This window comes from Pantoea sp. B_9, assembly GCF_008632015.1.
Taxonomy (GTDB): Bacteria; Pseudomonadota; Gammaproteobacteria; order Enterobacterales; family Enterobacteriaceae; genus Pantoea; species Pantoea dispersa.
In genome coordinates this window covers 89,337-104,618 of the sequence record NZ_VWVL01000006.1, presented here as the reverse complement: position 1 = coordinate 104,618, position 15,282 = coordinate 89,337, and the positions used below count along the sequence as shown (strand labels likewise).

Below are 15,282 nucleotides of genomic sequence, written 5' to 3'. Positions count from 1 at the left end.
GGTTACGCTGGCCGCGCCTCGATTAACCCTTCCTGCAACGCCAGCACGCGCCGACGCGTCAGCTCTTCCCGCACCGCCGCGCCTGTGAAACCGGCCTCGACCACCGCTTTGGTGGGCACCGCCTGCGCCAGCGCAAACGCGCGCCGCAGATAATCGCCCTGCGGATAAGCCATGCTCTCCAGCGTCGTGCGCCCGCGAGCGTCGGCTTCGCTGGTCAGTGCCATCTTTTCCACGCGATCGGGCTTGCGCCAGGCGTCGATGCGGTCAAACAGCGCCACCAGCGCGTCAGCCGGCTGGCGTTCAATGGTGTGCACCACATCGTGAAACTCCGTCACCACCAGGGCCAAATCGCGCACCTGGTTCGGCACGCGCAGTCGCTGGCACAGCGCTTCAACAATCGGTACACCGGCCGGGCCGTGGCCATGATGGCTCGGCCACTTCTCTGGTGGCGTCAGCGCTTTACCCACATCGTGGAACAGCGTGGCGAAACGCACGTCAAGCTGGTCGGAGAGCGCTGCGGCCATGGTCAGCGTCATCAGCGCGTGGACGCCGGTATCGATCTCCGGATGCCACTTAACGGGGGCCGGAATGCCGTACAGGTTGTCGATTTCCGGGAACAGCACCTGCAATGCATCGCAGTCGCGCAGCAGCTGGAAATAGACCTGTGGATTGCGCGTCAGCAGCGCTTTTTCCGTCTCTTTCCACACCCGCTCTGCGGTGAGGTGCGCCAGTTCGCCGCTGTGCGCCATCTCGCGCATCAGCGCCTGGGTTTCAGGTGCCACGCGGAAATTGAGGTGGGCGAAACGGGCAGCAAAACGCGCCACGCGCAGCACGCGCAGCGGATCTTCATTAAAAGCTGCCGACACGTGACGCAGGGTGCGCTGCTGCAAATCCTGCTGGCCGTGATAAGGGTCGATCAACGTGCCGTCAGCGGCCTGCGCGATGGCATTGATGGTCAGATCGCGACGCTGTAAATCCTGCTCCAGCGTCACGTCCGGCGCGAACTGGGTCACGAAGCCGGTATAACCGTTGCCGCTTTTGCGCTCGGTGCGCGCCAGCGCATACTCTTCGCGGCTTTCAGGGTGTAAAAAAACCGGAAAATCCCGGCCCACCTGCTGATAGCCCTGCGCCAGCATGCTGTCGGGCGTTGCGCCCACCACCACCCAATCTCTATCTTTTACCGGCAAACGCAGTAAGGCATCACGCACTGCGCCACCGACCAGAAACGTCTTCACTCAACCACTCCAGAGGCAATCCACTTTTGCGTGCCGCGCACGCTTGTTACGTTATTGTTGCATACTTTGGCGAAAAAGCGGGCATGCCAAAAGGGGCATCTTACGATCCCCTCCAGGCAAACCACAAATGGTGTGGCGGCTTTAATTCATCCAGCGATCGTTTTTCTTGCGGCGCGGCACCATGTGCGGCAGCAGCAGACCGAGCAGCAGACCGACGCCGAGCACGCCGCCGCCATACATAAACCACTGCATGATGATGGTGCGCTGTTTGTCATCCAGCTGAACGTTAGCGGCGCTGACCTTCTTCTGCGCCACAATCAGCTCGTTGCGCAGCTTCTGATTCTCTTCTTTCAGGCCGTTGATGGTGCCGTCACTGTTGGCCACCTTGTTCTGCATCTCTGACGTACGCTGATTCCAGCTGTTATCAATGTTCGCCAGTTTGTCGGTCAGCTCTTTGACCTGCTGCTCCAGCTGCGGCACACGGGTGCGCAGGCTGGGAGAGGCGCTGAGCTGCGACAGCGGAATCCAGTTAGTTTTGCCTTCTGCATCGCGGATTTGCGCGTACTGCGAGTCATTATTGGTTTGCAGCAGCGTGACTTCCTCCCCGGCATTCAGCTTGCCAACCAGGCGATACTGATCGCCAGGGCCGCTGCGTACCCAGGTGGATAATTCGTCGGAGATGTAACGTTTTTCATCGGCCGCGTGGGCCGGTGCGATGGCGCTGAAAGCCAGCAAAGAGAGGGCGGCAAGTGTGATTTTTTTCATTCGATATCGTTTTTTCATGATAGGCGTAAATTTACCGGCACAGTCTGGAGTCGCTTCGCATAAATCTGAATGAGAACTATCCTGGTCTCAATGCGGTGCGAAAAGGGTCGTAAAAGCACAAGAAAGCAGAGACAGCAGGCTTGCGGTGCATTACTCTTCGCCAGATTAAACTCGTAAGTGCCAGCAGCGTATTGAATAAAAAATTATGACCATCGAAATCGAATTAAAGTTCATTGCCACCCCGCAAGCCGCCGAAAAACTGGCGCAGACGCTTGCCGCCTGGCCACATCAGCACCACGCCGCGCGTGAGCTGACCAACATCTATTACGAAACCGATGACAACCAGCTGCGCCGCTGGGATATGGGTCTGCGGATTCGCGGCGTGGATCAGCGCTATGAAATGACGCTGAAAACCGCCGGCAAAACGCTGGGCGGTCTGCATCAGCGTCCGGAATACAACGTCGACCTCAGCGAGCCGCAGCTGGACATTGCCCGCCTGCCGGCAGAGATCTGGCCGCAGGGGACCGATGTCGCCGCGCTGCAGCCGCGTTTGCAGCCGCTGTTCAGCACCCATTTCCAGCGTGAAACCTGGCTGGTGAGCGTTGGCGACAGCGAAATTGAAGTGGCTTTCGATTGCGGCAGCGTTGCCGCAGGGGAGCTGAGCGAGCCGCTGTATGAAGTGGAGCTGGAGCTTAAGCGCGGAGCGCGCAGCGATATGCTGACCTTCGCCAGCGCGCTGATCGCTACGGACGGCCTGCGCCTCGGCAGCCTGAGCAAAGCGGCACGCGGTTATCAGCTGGCGCAGGGCAACGCGCCGCGACCATTGCGCGCGCTGCCGCTGCAGAAAATTGCCCCTAAAGCCACGGTGGAGCAGGGCATGGTTCACGCCATGAGCGCGGCGCTCGGCCACTGGCAGTACCATGAAGAAGTCTGGCTGCGCGGTAACGAAGACGCCCGGGCACGGGTAATTGAAGCGCTGGAAACGCTGCGTCAGGCGTTTTCCCTGTTTGGCACGCTGGTGCCGCGCAAGGCCAATAGCGAACTGCGTCAGAAGCTGACCCGGCTGGAAGAGCTGCTGGCGGACAGCGAGGCCAGCGCAGAAACCGTCTGCTTCTCACCGACCTCGGTCGAAGCTCAGTTAGCACTTACTCACTGGCTGGTGGAGTCGCAGTGGCAGCCGTGGCTGGACGAGAAGAACAAAAGCAAGCTACAGGGCTCGTTTAAACGCTTCAGCGACATCATGCTGGGGCGCATCGGCGCGGATCTGCGTGAAACCTTCGTCGACGTGCAGCTGTTCAATGAATTTCAGGACAAAGCTACGCGCCTGAACCGCCAGTTGCTGGCGGTGCATCTGCTGGCGGGGGCGTATCCGGCTGAAGAAGTCAGCCAGTGGCTGGCGGGCTGGCAGGAGTTGCAGCACGCCATTCGTGAAAAACAGGAGCGCGGTCTGATTCAGCTGGTCAATCTGGCGATCCGTCAACCGCCGTTCTGGCTGAATAACGGTGTGAAACGCTAAGGCTACGGCACCATCAATTATCAGGGAGGGAAGATGTCGTTACCGTTACCGACGCTGATGCAGGCGCAGCTCGCCAGCGTGGCAGAACGTCTGGGCCTGCCGCTGACGGCGATCACGCCGCAGCAGGCTGGCGCACTGACCTTTAGTGACTTTATCGTGGACAACCTGCAGCAGCATCCAGCGTGGTGGCAACAGCTACAGCAGCAACCGCCGCAGCCCGAAGAGTGGCAGCACTATGCGGCCTGGCTGGCAGCGGCATTGCAGCCGGTGGATAACGAAGCCTCCCTGATGCGCGAACTGCGCCTGTTTCGCCGCCATATGCTGGTGCGCATCGCGTGGATGCAGGCGCTTGAGCAGGCCAGCACCGGGCAGAGCCTGACGCAGCTCAGCACGCTGGCGGAAGTGCTGATTACCGCCGCGCGCGACTGGGTGTGGCAGGATTGCTGCCGCGATTTCGGCACGCCGTGCAACGCCGCCGGCGAAGCGCAGCCGATGCTGATTCTGGGTATGGGCAAGCTGGGCGGCGGTGAACTTAACTTCTCTTCCGATATTGACCTGATCTTTGCCTGGCCGGAAAACGGCGTCACCCACGGCGGCCGGCGCGAACTCGACAACGCGCAGTTCTTTACCCGCATGGGGCAGCGGCTGATTAAGGTGCTGGATCAACCCACCGTCGATGGCTTTGTTTATCGCGTGGATATGCGCCTGCGCCCGTTCGGCGACAGCGGTCCGCTGGTGCTGAGCTTTGCCGCGCTGGAGGATTACTACCAGGAGCAGGGCCGCGACTGGGAGCGCTACGCGATGGTGAAAGCGCGCCTGATGGGCGACGATGGCGGCCACTGGAGCCAGGAGCTGCAGCAGATGTTGCGCCCGTTCGTCTATCGCCGCTACATCGATTTCAGCGTGATCCAGTCGCTGCGTAACATGAAAGGCATGATTGCCCGCGAAGTACGGCGGCGCGGCCTGAAGGACAACATCAAACTCGGCGCTGGCGGCATTCGCGAAACCGAATTCATCGTTCAGGTGTTCCAGCTGATTCGAGGTGGACGTGAGCGCTCACTTCAGCTGCGTTCGCTGCTGCCCACGCTGCAGGCCATCGGTGAGCTGGCACTGTTAACGCCGGAGCAGGTTGATCATCTGCGCGCCGCCTACCTGTTTTTACGCCGGGTGGAGAATCTGCTGCAGAGCATCAACGATGAACAGACGCAGACGCTGCCGGAAAATCCGCTCGACCGCCAGCGCCTGGCCTGGGCGATGGGCATGGCGGACTGGGCGATGCTGCTGGCACAGCTGGAACAGCACATGGCCGGCGTGCGCCATATTTTCGACGAGCTGATAGGCGATGATGCGCCGGATGTCGACGATCAGCCGCAGCTGGCGGAGTTTGCCAGCCTGTGGCAGGACGCGCTGGAAGAGAGCGATTTGCTGCCGGTGGTACCGCAGCTGCAGGCGGAACAGCGCCATGCGCTGTATCGGGCGCTGAATGATTTCCGTCAGGATGTCAGTCGCCGCACCATCGGTCCGCGCGGCCGGCTGGCGCTCGATCAATTAATGCCGCGCCTGCTAAGCGAAGTGTGCGCGCGTGACGACGCCGATGTGGTGCTGGCACGCCTGACGCCGCTGCTGCTCGGCGTATTAACGCGCAGCACCTATCTCGAGTTGCTGACTGAGTACCACGGCGCGCTGCGCCATCTGATTCGCCTGTGTGGCGCTTCGCCGATGATTGCCAGCCAGCTGGCGCGCTATCCGCTGCTGCTGGATGAACTGCTTGATCCGGCCACGCTGTATCAGCCCACCGCCACCGACGCCTATCGTGACGAACTGCGCCAGTATCTGCTGCGCATTCCCACCGATGATGAAGAGCAGCAACTGGAAGCGCTGCGCCAGTTCAAGCAGGCACAGCATCTGCGTATCGCCGCCGCCGACATCGCCGGAACCCTGCCGGTGATGAAAGTGAGCGATCACTTAACGTGGCTGGCGGAAGCGATCATTGAATCGGTGGTGCAGCAGGCGTGGCAGATGATGGTGCAACGCTATGGTCGCCCTTCGCATCTCACCAGCGACAGCGAGCGCGGCTTTGCCGTGGTCGGCTACGGCAAACTGGGCGGCTGGGAACTGGGTTACAGCTCGGATCTCGATCTGGTGTTTCTGCATGACTGTCCGGACGATGCCGAAACTGACGGTGAACGCGTTATCGACGGGCGTCAGTTTTACCTGCGTCTCGCCCAGCGCGTCATGCATCTGTTCAGCACCCGCACCTCGTCCGGCATTTTGTATGAGGTGGACGCGCGCCTGCGCCCCTCTGGCGCGGCCGGCATGCTGGTCAGCACCTTTGCTGCCTTTGACGACTATCAGCGCCATGAAGCCTGGACGTGGGAACATCAGGCGCTGGTGCGCGCGCGCATCGTGTTTGGCGAACCCGCGCTGTGTGAGCGCTTCGATGCGATCCGGCGCGGTATTCTGTGCCTGCCGCGTGAAGGCGCGAAGCTGCAAACCGAAGTGCGGGAGATGCGTGAGAAAATGCGCGCGCACCTCAGTAATAAGCACAAAGGCCGCTGGGAGATTAAAACCGATGAGGGCGGTATCACCGATATTGAATTCATCGCGCAGTATCTGGTCTTAGGTTACGCCGCCAGCCAGCCGGCGCTGACGCGCTGGTCGGATAACGTGCGCATTTTCGAACTGATGGCGCGCCACGGCATCATGGCTGATGAGGAAGCGCAGGCGCTGACGCACGCTTACGTCACGCTGCGCGATGCGCTGCACCATCTGGCGCTGCAGGAACTGCCGGGTCATGTCGATCCGGCATCGTTCGCTGACGAACGCGCCGTGGTGCACGCCAGCTGGCAGCGCTGGCTGGCCGCGAGCGACGCGGATGACACGGAGCAGTGAGCCTGGCGGCTTCTATGCTATTATCCGCGCATTATTTTGACTGAACGTTGAAGTCTGGAGTCTCTGCATGAAAGTAACACTGCCCGCGTTTGGCAAGGCCGCTGTGCTGGTTGTCGGCGATGTGATGTTAGACCGCTACTGGTACGGCCCGACCAGCCGGATCTCACCGGAAGCCCCGGTGCCGGTGGTTAAAGTGGATACCATTGAAGAGCGTCCGGGCGGCGCGGCCAACGTGGCGATGAATATCGCTGCACTCGGTGCGGACTCGCGCCTTATCGGCCTGACCGGTGCAGATGACGCTGCGCGCGTGCTGCGCGAAACGCTGGCGCAGGTGAAGGTTGAGTGCGATTTCGTCGCCCTCGATAGCCATCCGACCATCACCAAACTGCGCGTGCTGTCGCGCAACCAGCAGCTGATTCGCCTCGACTTTGAAGAGGGCTTTGAGCAGGTTGATCCGCAGCCGATTCACGATCGCCTGCGTCAGTCGCTGGCACAGGCGGGCGCGCTGGTGCTGTCTGATTATGCCAAAGGCGCGCTGAGCAGCGTGCAGACCATGATTCAGCTGGCGCGTGCGGCGCAGGTGCCGGTACTGATCGACCCGAAAGGTACCGATTTTGAACGCTATCGCGGCGCGACGCTGCTGACGCCCAATCTGTCCGAGTTCGAAGCGGTGGTCGGCAAGTGCAAAAGCGAAGAGGAGATTGTCAGCCGCGGTATGCAGCTGATCGCTGATTACGATCTCTCCGCGCTGCTGGTGACGCGTTCGGAAAACGGGATGACCCTGCTGCAGCCGGGCAAAGCGCCGCTGCATCTGCCCACTCAGGCGCAGGAAGTGTATGACGTCACCGGTGCCGGCGATACGGTGATCGGCGTGCTGGCCGCAGTGCTGGCTGCCGGTGAAAGTCTGGAAGATGCCTGCTTCCTCGCCAACGCTGCGGCTGGCGTGGTGGTCGGCAAGCTCGGGACTTCAACCGTCAGTACCGTGGAGCTGGAGAATGCGATTCACGCGCGGCCGGACAGCGGCTTTGGCGTGATGACCGAAGCCGAGCTGAAAGTGGCGGTGGCGCAGGCGCGCCAGCGCGGTGAGAAAGTGGTGATGACCAACGGCGTGTTCGACATTCTGCACGCCGGCCATGTCTCTTATCTGGCCAACGCGCGCAAACTGGGCGATCGCCTGATCGTGGCGGTCAACAGCGATGCTTCCACCAAACGTCTTAAGGGCGAAACCCGCCCGGTGAACCCGCAGGAAAACCGCATGATCGTGCTGGGTGCGCTGGAAGCCGTAGACTGGGTGGTGCTGTTTGAAGAGGATACGCCACAGCGGCTGATTGCCGAAGTGCTGCCGGATCTGCTGGTGAAAGGCGGTGATTATAAGCCGGAAGATATCGCGGGCAGTAAAGAGGTGTGGGCCAACGGCGGTGACGTGCGCGTGCTCAACTTTGAAGACGGTATCTCCACCACCAACATCATCAAAACCATTCGCAATCAGTAAACACGTAGCCGGCGGGAGCGAACTCCCGCCGCGTAAACCTTACTGAGGCGTATCGATTTTGCCTGCCGGATCTGGCGTGATCACCGCCGGAGCCGGGGCCGCCGGACTTTCACTCTCCAGCTTCGCCAGACGCTGCTCCAGCGCCGCCAGTTTTTCACGCGTGCGCAGCAGCACCTGGGTCTGCACGTCAAACTCTTCACGATTAACCAGATCCATGCGGGTTAACTGCGCCTGCAATACCTGACGAATTTTCTTTTCCACATCGTCGCCAAAGTCGCGAATACCTTTTGGCATCGCTTCGTGCACCTGGCGCGCCAGTTGTTCAATTTTTTTCGTGTCGATCATGGTTGTTTCCTGGTTACGGTGGCTGATAACAGCGCGTGTTCCGACTCATCAAACATTAAGTGTAATGCCAGAAACGAAAAGGTTAAACCCGAAATCCGCAACGCATGAAGTGCAAAAGCATTTGCACTTTTGTTGATTGCCCGACCAGGTGATTGGCGCTATAGTAATTTCGCTTATTCTCAGGGCGGGGCGAAATTCCCCACCGGCGGTAAATCAGCTTCGGCTGAAAGCCCGCGAGCGCTTTCGCTTACAGTGAAAGGTCAGCAGATCCGGTGTAATTCCGGGGCCGACGGTTAAAGTCCGGATGGGAGAGGGTAACGACATCAGCCGGGCTGCGCCCGCGTCACGTTATTGCCATGTGTTTTCTACGCACTCCTAAGCTCGCCCTGGTTCTGGTAACTCATATTTTATTAATAAGGTTTTTTACCATGAATCAGACGCTTCTTTCTGAATTTGGCACGCCGGAACAGCGTGTAGAACGCGCCATCGATGCGCTGCGCAACGGGCGCGGCGTGATGGTGCTGGACGATGAAAATCGCGAAAACGAAGGCGATATGATCTTCGCTGCCGAAACCATGACCGTTGAACAGATGGCGCTGAGCATTCGTCACGGCAGCGGCATTGTCTGCCTGTGCATTAACGAAGCGCGCCGCCAGCAGCTGGATCTGCCAATGATGGTAGAGAACAACACCAGCTCTTACGGCACCGGTTTTACCGTGACTATTGAAGCGGCCAGCGGCGTGACGACCGGCGTATCGGCCTCCGACCGTATTACCACCATCCGCGCGGCGATTGCCGATGACGCTAAACCGTCCGATCTGAATCGTCCCGGCCACGTATTCCCGCTGCGCGCGCGCGACGGCGGCGTACTGGCGCGCGGCGGCCACACCGAAGCGACGCTCGATCTGGTGACGCTGGCGGGCTTCAAACCTGCGGGTGTGCTGTGCGAACTGACCAATGATGACGGCAGCATGGCGCACGCGCCGGAAGTGATTGCGTTTGCGAAGCAGCACGCCATGCCGGTGGTGACCATTGAAGACCTGGTGGCCTGGCGCCGCCAGCATGAAACCCGTCAGGCCAGCTAAGCCGACGTGAATTAAATAAGGCCGGATGTAATGCATCCGGCCTTTTTTTATGATTAACGGCTGGCGTAAAAAACGTGATTGCCTATCACCACGGTACGCTGGAAGGCGTGGCGCCACGCGGGTCTGGCGCTGTGTGCATGAAAGAAGGTCGCGCCCTTTGTCACATCCGCCAGCTTACCCTCGACATTCCGCTGGGCCAGGCGCTGCGCGCGCTGCCAGCTTTTGTCATGCTGTGGCGGATGGCGATGGGGATGTTTGTGCAGAGACGTCCAGGAGAACTGTTTGGGTGCGTACACCACCGGACAGATCTCTTTGACGTCCCAGTTAGCCCGGTTCATGGTGACAGTGCCGACGGCAATCTGTCCCTTTACCGGTTCGCCGCGCGCTTCATGATAGATATTCATCGCCAGGCATAAAATGGCTCCCTGAATTAACATAACACTCCACTGCTTTCTAAGAGTCGCGTGGAGTGTAATGAGCCCGCCGCCGGGTGTTAACAAGACCCGTCTCGACTACGCCTTAACAAGCATAAGGCATTGATAAACAGCCTTAAGCTGTTGTGAATGAGACAAATCCCGCGTCAGCCTACCCCGCTGGTTTGCAGCAACGTCAGGCTCAGGCCCATCACCGTCATGCCGCACAGCACGCCGTAGCTGGGGTTGTTATGCGGGTCGATTTCGCGCGCCAGCGGCATCAGTTCATCCACGGACAGCGCCACCATAATGCCCGCCACCGCCGCCATGATGGCCGCAATCATCACCGGTGAGACCGCCGGCCCCAGCAGCAGAAAGGCGATGATGCCACCAAGAATCTCCGCCATACCGGACAAGCAGGCCCAGAACAGCGCTTTGGCTTTCGAGCCGGTGGCGGCGTACATCGGTCCGGCCACCGCCAGCCCTTCCGGAATATTGTGGATCGCGACGGCCAGTGCGATGCCCAGCCCCAGCTCCATATCGCTGCTGGCGGTGACAAAGGTGGCAATGCCTTCGGGAAAGTTATGCAGGCTGATACCGAGCGTCAGCAGGATCGCGGTACGTTTCAGGTTGGTGGGGCGGCGATTGACCGCCATCAGATCCTGCGGATGCTGGTGCGGCAGCAGGCGATCCATGGCGAAATAACCCAGTAAGCCGAGCATGAACATGCCGTAGCCAAGCACCGGCGACATCCCTTCCGCATGCAGCGCGGCAGGCAGCATTTCCATCAGGGAAATCAGCAGCATGATGCCGGCGGCAAAGCCGAGCGCAAAGGCCAGTACGCGGTTCGACGGCTTCTGACCGAGCACGCCAAAAATCGCGCCGACGAAGGTGGCACCGCCAGCCAGGATGGTTAGCAGCAAAGGTACTGACATGATGGGCTCCTTAATGATAATGATTACCAGTTACAATATAGTTAACCCCATAAAATATCGAGTTATTTAGCGTAAAGTTATGTCGGCAAAATCTTGTTCAAATTTGCTGATAAACATCATCACGCTTATCAGCGTTTTTCCCCTGGCGAAAGCGCGTATCGTGACAGTCATTAACGCGATCCCGACGCCAGAGGATAAATAATGACCCGCATGCCCGCTCTGTTTCTCGGCCACGGCAGCCCGATGAACGTATTAGAAGACAACCGTTATACCCGCGTATGGCAGCAGCTGGGTGAAACCCTGCCGCGTCCGCGCGCTATTCTCGCCATCTCGGCGCACTGGTACACGCGCGGCACGGCGGTGACGGCGATGAGCAATCCGCGCACCATCCATGATTTTGGTGGCTTCCCGCAGGCGCTGTTCGACGTGCGCTATCCGGCGCCAGGTTCGCCTGCGCTGGCGCAGCGCGTTATCGATCTGCTGGCACCGGTGGCGGTGCAGGCCGATCAGCAGTGGGGCTTTGATCACGGCTCGTGGGGCGTGCTGGCGAAGATGTATCCACAGGCGGACATTCCGCTGATTCAGCTCAGTATTGATGGCATCCAGCCGGCGGCGTGGCATTTTGCGCTGGGACGTAAACTGGCGGCGCTGCGTGACGAAGGCGTGATGCTGGTAGCCAGCGGCAACGTGGTGCATAACCTGCGCATGATTCGCTGGCAGGGCGCGGAAAGTGCTTATCCGTGGGCGGAGAGCTTCAACCAGTTCGTGCGCGATAATCTGGGCTACGAGGGCGAGGCGGCGCAGCATCCGCTGGTGAATTATCAGCAGCATGAAGGCGCGCAGCTGGCTAACCCGACGCCGGAGCACTATCTGCCGCTGCTGTATATTCTCGGCGCGCGAGCTGAAGGTGAGGCGGTGAGCATCCCGGTGGAAGGCATGGCGATGGGTTCAATCAGTATGCTGTCAGTGCAGGTTGGCTGACACCTGTGCCGCCCGCAGACCGGGCGGCACGTGCATTACTCAATAAATGTGTGCGGATAGAAACGTGACAGATCCTGGGTGATCAGCGCACGATCCTCCCGCAGACCGATACCGGCAGGCTGATCGTCAATCAGCCAGCTGCCAATCAGCGTGTAGCTGTCGCCAAATTTCGGCAGCGGCCAGAACTGCTGGACGATCATGCCCTCTTCGCCATAGGGGCCGTCGGCGCGCGCGATTTCCTGACCGTTTTCCACGATGGTGATATTGGCACCTTCGCGGGAAAACAGCGGTTTCACCACATATTTGTCCATCTGCGGCGCGCTGGCATCGTCGGCAAACCAGGCGGGCAGCAGGTTAGGATGGTTGGGGAACATCTCCCACAGCAGCGGCAGCAGCGCTTTGTTGGAGAGAATGCTTTTCCACGCCGGCTCCAGCCAGCGCACGCCGGCATCGGCCAGCTTGGTCGAGAACATCTCGCGCAGCATGAATTCCCACGGATAGAGCTTGAACAGGTTGCTGATCACCTGATCGTGCTGATCGGTAAACTGACCTTTTTCGCCCAGCCCGATCTCATCAATGTAGAGAAATTCACTCGGCAGACCGGCTTCAGTGGCGCAATCCTGCAGATACTGTACCGTGGCGCGATCCTCTTCCGTATCGCGACAGCAGGCAAAGTGCAGCCAGTTAAAACCGTGCTGCTGGTGCAGCGTGGCGAAGCGCTCAATCAACTGCTCCTGCAGGCTGTTGAATTGATCGCTGCCCTGCGGCAGGTTGCCGGCGTTGAGCTGATCCTCCAGCCAGATCCACTGGAAAAACGCCGCTTCGTACAGCGAGGTTGGCGTATCGGCGTTGTTCTCCAGCAGCTTGATCTCGCCTGTGCCATCCCACGCCAGATCGAGGCGTGAATAGAGCGACGGCTGACGCTGCTGCCAGGATTCGCGCACAAAATCCCAGGTGTGTTTCGGAATGCAGAAACGGGTGAGCAGCGCTTCGCTGTTCACCACTTTTTCTACCGCCTGCAGGCACATCTGGTGCAGTTCAGCGGTGGCCGCTTCCAGCTGTTCAATTTGCGCCAGCGTAAACTGGTAATAAGCGTCTTCGCACCAGTAGGGTTCGCCATACATGGTGTGAAACTGAAAGCCGTACTCGGTCGCCTTTTCGCGCCAGTTCGGACGTTCGCTGATAGCAATTCGTTGCATGCGCGGGCTTAGCCTCCCAGCGAGCGGCTGCCGGTGCTGGTGGCACTGCTGCGCTGCATGGTGTTCTGTTTGGCTACCGTCTCACCAAAGCCGCCACGGGTGATGGTGGACGTAGTGGCCGGTTTTGGCGCCAGCGCGGTTTTCGGCACGTTTACCGTCCGGCCCGAGGTGGCCGCACCGTAGTTCTTACCGGAAGCATCAACAAACTGGCCGTTAGCCGGGCTATTAGGGGTTTTTGGCGAGAACAGCGGTTGCTGCGCAAAGCCGGCACCGCCGCCCATCAGACGACCCATCATGTAGCCGGCCATCAGAGGCATCCAGAAGCTGCCGCTCTGCTGCGCTTCAGCGTTGTTCGCCGTGGTACCGACGCCCGCCTGTGCCGGGGTTTGCTGACACTGGTTTTCGCCGAATTCCGCGACGCAATCTTCACGCGTGGCGTATTTTGGCGCGGTGCGCTCAGCCTCTTTCAGCGCGTTGTTGTAAGCGGTGGTGCACTGAGCGCTCTGGCCCGGATTGGCTTTCGCACAATCATCGGCGTTCTGGTACATCGAAACCGTTTCATCGCTCTGTTCGCAGCCTGCCAGCATAAACACGGCGGTGACCGCCAGTGCGACCGGCGTTAAATGGCGTGCCTGCCAGCTTTTACGGAAAGCGGCATGACGAATATTTTTTGTCCGTTTCATTATCTTCATCCTGTGCCCAAAGGTGGGGCTTAGGATAGGTGATGAGTGGTGGAAAATGAAGCGGGAAGCCGGGTGGCAAGGGGATCTTTACGTTGTTATACGTTTGAATGCGAAAGGGGCCGCAAGCGGCCCCTTGAAGGCTTAATTAGCGAAAGGATTGGCACTGTTACGTGCCGCGGCCGGACGGGCCTGAGCGGCGGCGGAAGCGGAGGTCGCTTTCGGACCGTTATCCACGCGCGCGGCCTGCTGGCTGTTTTCCGGCGCGACCACTTCTGGCGAGGTCGTCACTTCTTTGCCCAGCGTACTGTTCAGCTGCTGCAGATCCTGCTCGTTCAGCGTGCCCAGCGCATATTTGATGTTCAGCTGGTTGATCAGGTAGCTGTAACGCGCATTCGACAGCTGCTGTTTAGCGTTAAACAGCGTGGTAGTCGCGTCTAACACATCAACGATGGTACGCGTACCCACCTGATAACCGGCTTCCGAGGCATCTAATGAGCTCTGCGCTGAGATTACCGACTGTTTGTAAGCGTCGATGCTGCTGATCGAAGCGTTCACGTTATTGAACGAAGAACGGACGGTCTGAATCGCGCTACGATGCGCGCCTTCCAGCTGCTCGCTGGCGGCGACAAAGTTGTACTGCGCCTGTTTCACCTGCGAGGTCACTGAACCGCCGCTGTACAGAGGCAGTGAGAAGCTCAGGCCAACCTGGTTGGAGCCGGTGATCGAGTCGGTGGTACCGGCGCTCTGATTAGCGCGGCTGCCGCCATATTTGCTGTTCGACAGACCGGTAGAAGCGGTCAGATCCAGCGTCGGCATGTGGCCGGACTCGGCGGAGCGAATCTGCTCACGCGCCAGATCCTGGCTCAGGCGGGCAGACAGCAGGTTGAGGTTACGGCTCTCAGCCTGTTTCAGCAAATTGGACACCGCTTCCGGACGCGCCGTTTTGAAACGATCGATATTCAGTGACGCCAGCGACAGATAATCCATACCGGTGATCTGACGCAGCGATTCTACCGCGTTATCCAGGTCGTTACGCGCGGTCACTTCGTTGGCCAGCACGCTGTCGTATTGAGCACGGGCGTTCTGCACATCGGTGATGGCCACCAGACCGACGTTAAAACGCTGAGTGGTCTGATCCAGCTCGCGGTAGATCGACTGTTTCTGCGCTTCAGTGTAAGAAAGCGTATCAATGGCCTTCAGCACGTTGAAATAGGCGGTTGCGGTGTTCAGGATCAGATCCTGCTGCGCTACCTGATAAGTAACGTCCTGAATGCCGGCCGTTTTTTCCTGCAGCGTCAGCGCACGCCATTTCGACATGTCGAAAATCGTCTGCGTTAATTGCAGCGAGGCGCTGGTCGTGTTGGAATGGAGACCGCTGTTGTCGCGATAGCCGCTGTTATAGGTATAATCTGCACCCAGACCCAGCTGCGGCAGCAACGGGCTACGCGCTTCGTTAATTTTCTCAAAAGCAGCGTCGCGATCGGCGGCTGAAGCACGCAGATCCGGGTTGCTGAGGCGCGCCTGCTGGTAGACCTGCAACAGGTTTTCTGCCTGGCTGGCAAGGCTGAAACCGCCCAGGCTCAGTCCAATAAAAAGTGGGAGCAGTTTTTTCATTTGCATTCCTTGTGTTGCAGCAAATGCACAGAGAGTGTGCTGCAGGTAAGCCAAAAAATAATCGCCGATTCTACAGAGGCGGCGTCAGAGATAAGTTGGCTGAACGTGCCTTCTCCCCCTAATTTAC

The 15,282-nt window shown here is 59.4% G+C and carries 13 protein-coding genes and 1 riboswitch; of the genes, 5 read left to right on the top strand and 8 right to left on the bottom strand.

From position 1 onward, the window contains the following. Nucleotides 1-2: 2 nt before the first annotated feature. Together F3I21_RS17510 and F3I21_RS17505 are read right to left on the bottom strand one after the other, a co-directional pair. Nucleotides 3-1,235, bottom strand: coding sequence for a multifunctional CCA addition/repair protein (locus F3I21_RS17510; protein ID WP_150059426.1), 1,233 nt, complete (start codon nt 1,233-1,235; stop codon nt 3-5). A 141-nt stretch (nt 1,236-1,376) separates the two neighbouring features. After that, nucleotides 1,377-2,000 (bottom strand): TIGR04211 family SH3 domain-containing protein, encoded by a 624-nt coding sequence (locus F3I21_RS17505; protein ID WP_010618709.1) that lies wholly within the window; start codon nt 1,998-2,000, stop codon nt 1,377-1,379. A gap of 205 nt (nt 2,001-2,205) precedes the next feature. On the opposite strand from F3I21_RS17505, the gene F3I21_RS17500 reads away from it, so the two are divergent. From F3I21_RS17500 to hldE, 3 genes are all read left to right on the top strand, one after another. Further along, on the top strand, nt 2,206-3,516 hold the full coding sequence (locus F3I21_RS17500; RefSeq protein ID WP_141496446.1) for an inorganic triphosphatase: 1,311 nt from the start codon (nt 2,206-2,208) through the stop codon (nt 3,514-3,516). Nucleotides 3,517-3,549: 33 nt separating this feature from the next. Continuing rightward, on the top strand, nt 3,550-6,408 hold the full coding sequence (gene glnE / locus F3I21_RS17495; protein ID WP_150059425.1) for a bifunctional [glutamate--ammonia ligase]-adenylyl-L-tyrosine phosphorylase/[glutamate--ammonia-ligase] adenylyltransferase: 2,859 nt from the start codon (nt 3,550-3,552) through the stop codon (nt 6,406-6,408). 67 nt (nt 6,409-6,475) lie between these two features. Further along, nucleotides 6,476-7,900, top strand: coding sequence for a bifunctional D-glycero-beta-D-manno-heptose-7-phosphate kinase/D-glycero-beta-D-manno-heptose 1-phosphate adenylyltransferase HldE (gene hldE / locus F3I21_RS17490; protein WP_021509620.1), 1,425 nt, complete (start codon nt 6,476-6,478; stop codon nt 7,898-7,900). Between the two features lie 39 nt (nt 7,901-7,939). Here hldE and F3I21_RS17485 read toward each other — a convergent pair whose 3' ends face one another. Then, nucleotides 7,940-8,245: an accessory factor UbiK family protein gene (locus tag F3I21_RS17485; protein WP_010618705.1), complete on the bottom strand. Its 306-nt coding sequence runs from the start codon at nt 8,243-8,245 to the stop codon at nt 7,940-7,942. Between the two features lie 171 nt (nt 8,246-8,416). Next, a riboswitch (FMN riboswitch) is annotated at nt 8,417-8,565 on the top strand. A gap of 108 nt (nt 8,566-8,673) precedes the next feature. Here F3I21_RS17485 and ribB point away from each other — a divergent pair. After that, nucleotides 8,674-9,330 (top strand): 3,4-dihydroxy-2-butanone-4-phosphate synthase, encoded by a 657-nt coding sequence (gene ribB, locus F3I21_RS17480; protein WP_010618704.1) that lies wholly within the window; start codon nt 8,674-8,676, stop codon nt 9,328-9,330. 53 nt (nt 9,331-9,383) lie between these two features. Here the strand turns inward: ribB and F3I21_RS17475 are convergent, their stop codons facing one another. After that, nucleotides 9,384-9,767 (bottom strand): cell wall hydrolase, encoded by a 384-nt coding sequence (locus F3I21_RS17475; RefSeq protein ID WP_150059424.1) that lies wholly within the window; start codon nt 9,765-9,767, stop codon nt 9,384-9,386. Between the two features lie 143 nt (nt 9,768-9,910). Beyond that, entirely contained in the window at nt 9,911-10,678 is a 768-nt protein-coding gene (gene zupT, locus F3I21_RS17470; protein WP_021509618.1) for a zinc transporter ZupT, read from the bottom strand. A gap of 210 nt (nt 10,679-10,888) precedes the next feature. On the opposite strand from zupT, the gene ygiD reads away from it, so the two are divergent. Next, the gene (gene ygiD, locus F3I21_RS17465) at nt 10,889-11,659 is read left to right on the top strand and encodes a 4,5-DOPA dioxygenase extradiol (RefSeq protein WP_370515584.1); all 771 of its coding nucleotides are present in this window, start codon (nt 10,889-10,891) and stop codon (nt 11,657-11,659) included. A 35-nt stretch (nt 11,660-11,694) separates the two neighbouring features. Here ygiD and F3I21_RS17460 read toward each other — a convergent pair whose 3' ends face one another. The 3 genes from F3I21_RS17460 to tolC form a co-directional block, all read right to left on the bottom strand. Further along, entirely contained in the window at nt 11,695-12,858 is a 1,164-nt protein-coding gene (locus F3I21_RS17460; RefSeq protein ID WP_150059422.1) for a glutathionylspermidine synthase family protein, read from the bottom strand. An 8-nt stretch (nt 12,859-12,866) separates the two neighbouring features. Further along, entirely contained in the window at nt 12,867-13,541 is a 675-nt protein-coding gene (locus F3I21_RS17455) for a DUF1190 family protein (RefSeq protein WP_021509614.1), read from the bottom strand. A 141-nt stretch (nt 13,542-13,682) separates the two neighbouring features. Continuing rightward, the gene (gene tolC / locus F3I21_RS17450; RefSeq protein ID WP_021509613.1) at nt 13,683-15,155 is read right to left on the bottom strand and encodes an outer membrane channel protein TolC; all 1,473 of its coding nucleotides are present in this window, start codon (nt 15,153-15,155) and stop codon (nt 13,683-13,685) included. Nucleotides 15,156-15,282 lie beyond the last annotated feature (127 nt).

Coding starts and splice junctions, on each gene's coding strand:
- F3I21_RS17505 (WP_010618709.1), bottom strand. CDS start 2,000: ATGAAAAAAATCACACTTGCCGCCCTCTCTTTGCTGGCTTTCAGCGCC.
- F3I21_RS17500 (WP_141496446.1), top strand. CDS start 2,206: ATGACCATCGAAATCGAATTAAAGTTCATTGCCACCCCGCAAGCCGCC.
- glnE (WP_150059425.1), top strand. CDS start 3,550: ATGTCGTTACCGTTACCGACGCTGATGCAGGCGCAGCTCGCCAGCGTG.
- hldE (WP_021509620.1), top strand. CDS start 6,476: ATGAAAGTAACACTGCCCGCGTTTGGCAAGGCCGCTGTGCTGGTTGTC.
- F3I21_RS17485 (WP_010618705.1), bottom strand. CDS start 8,245: ATGATCGACACGAAAAAAATTGAACAACTGGCGCGCCAGGTGCACGAA.
- ribB (WP_010618704.1), top strand. CDS start 8,674: ATGAATCAGACGCTTCTTTCTGAATTTGGCACGCCGGAACAGCGTGTA.
- F3I21_RS17475 (WP_150059424.1), bottom strand. CDS start 9,767: ATGTTAATTCAGGGAGCCATTTTATGCCTGGCGATGAATATCTATCAT.
- zupT (WP_021509618.1), bottom strand. CDS start 10,678: ATGTCAGTACCTTTGCTGCTAACCATCCTGGCTGGCGGTGCCACCTTC.
- ygiD (WP_370515584.1), top strand. CDS start 10,889: ATGCCCGCTCTGTTTCTCGGCCACGGCAGCCCGATGAACGTATTAGAA.
- F3I21_RS17460 (WP_150059422.1), bottom strand. CDS start 12,858: ATGCAACGAATTGCTATCAGCGAACGTCCGAACTGGCGCGAAAAGGCG.
- F3I21_RS17455 (WP_021509614.1), bottom strand. CDS start 13,541: ATGAAACGGACAAAAAATATTCGTCATGCCGCTTTCCGTAAAAGCTGG.
- tolC (WP_021509613.1), bottom strand. CDS start 15,155: ATGAAAAAACTGCTCCCACTTTTTATTGGACTGAGCCTGGGCGGTTTC.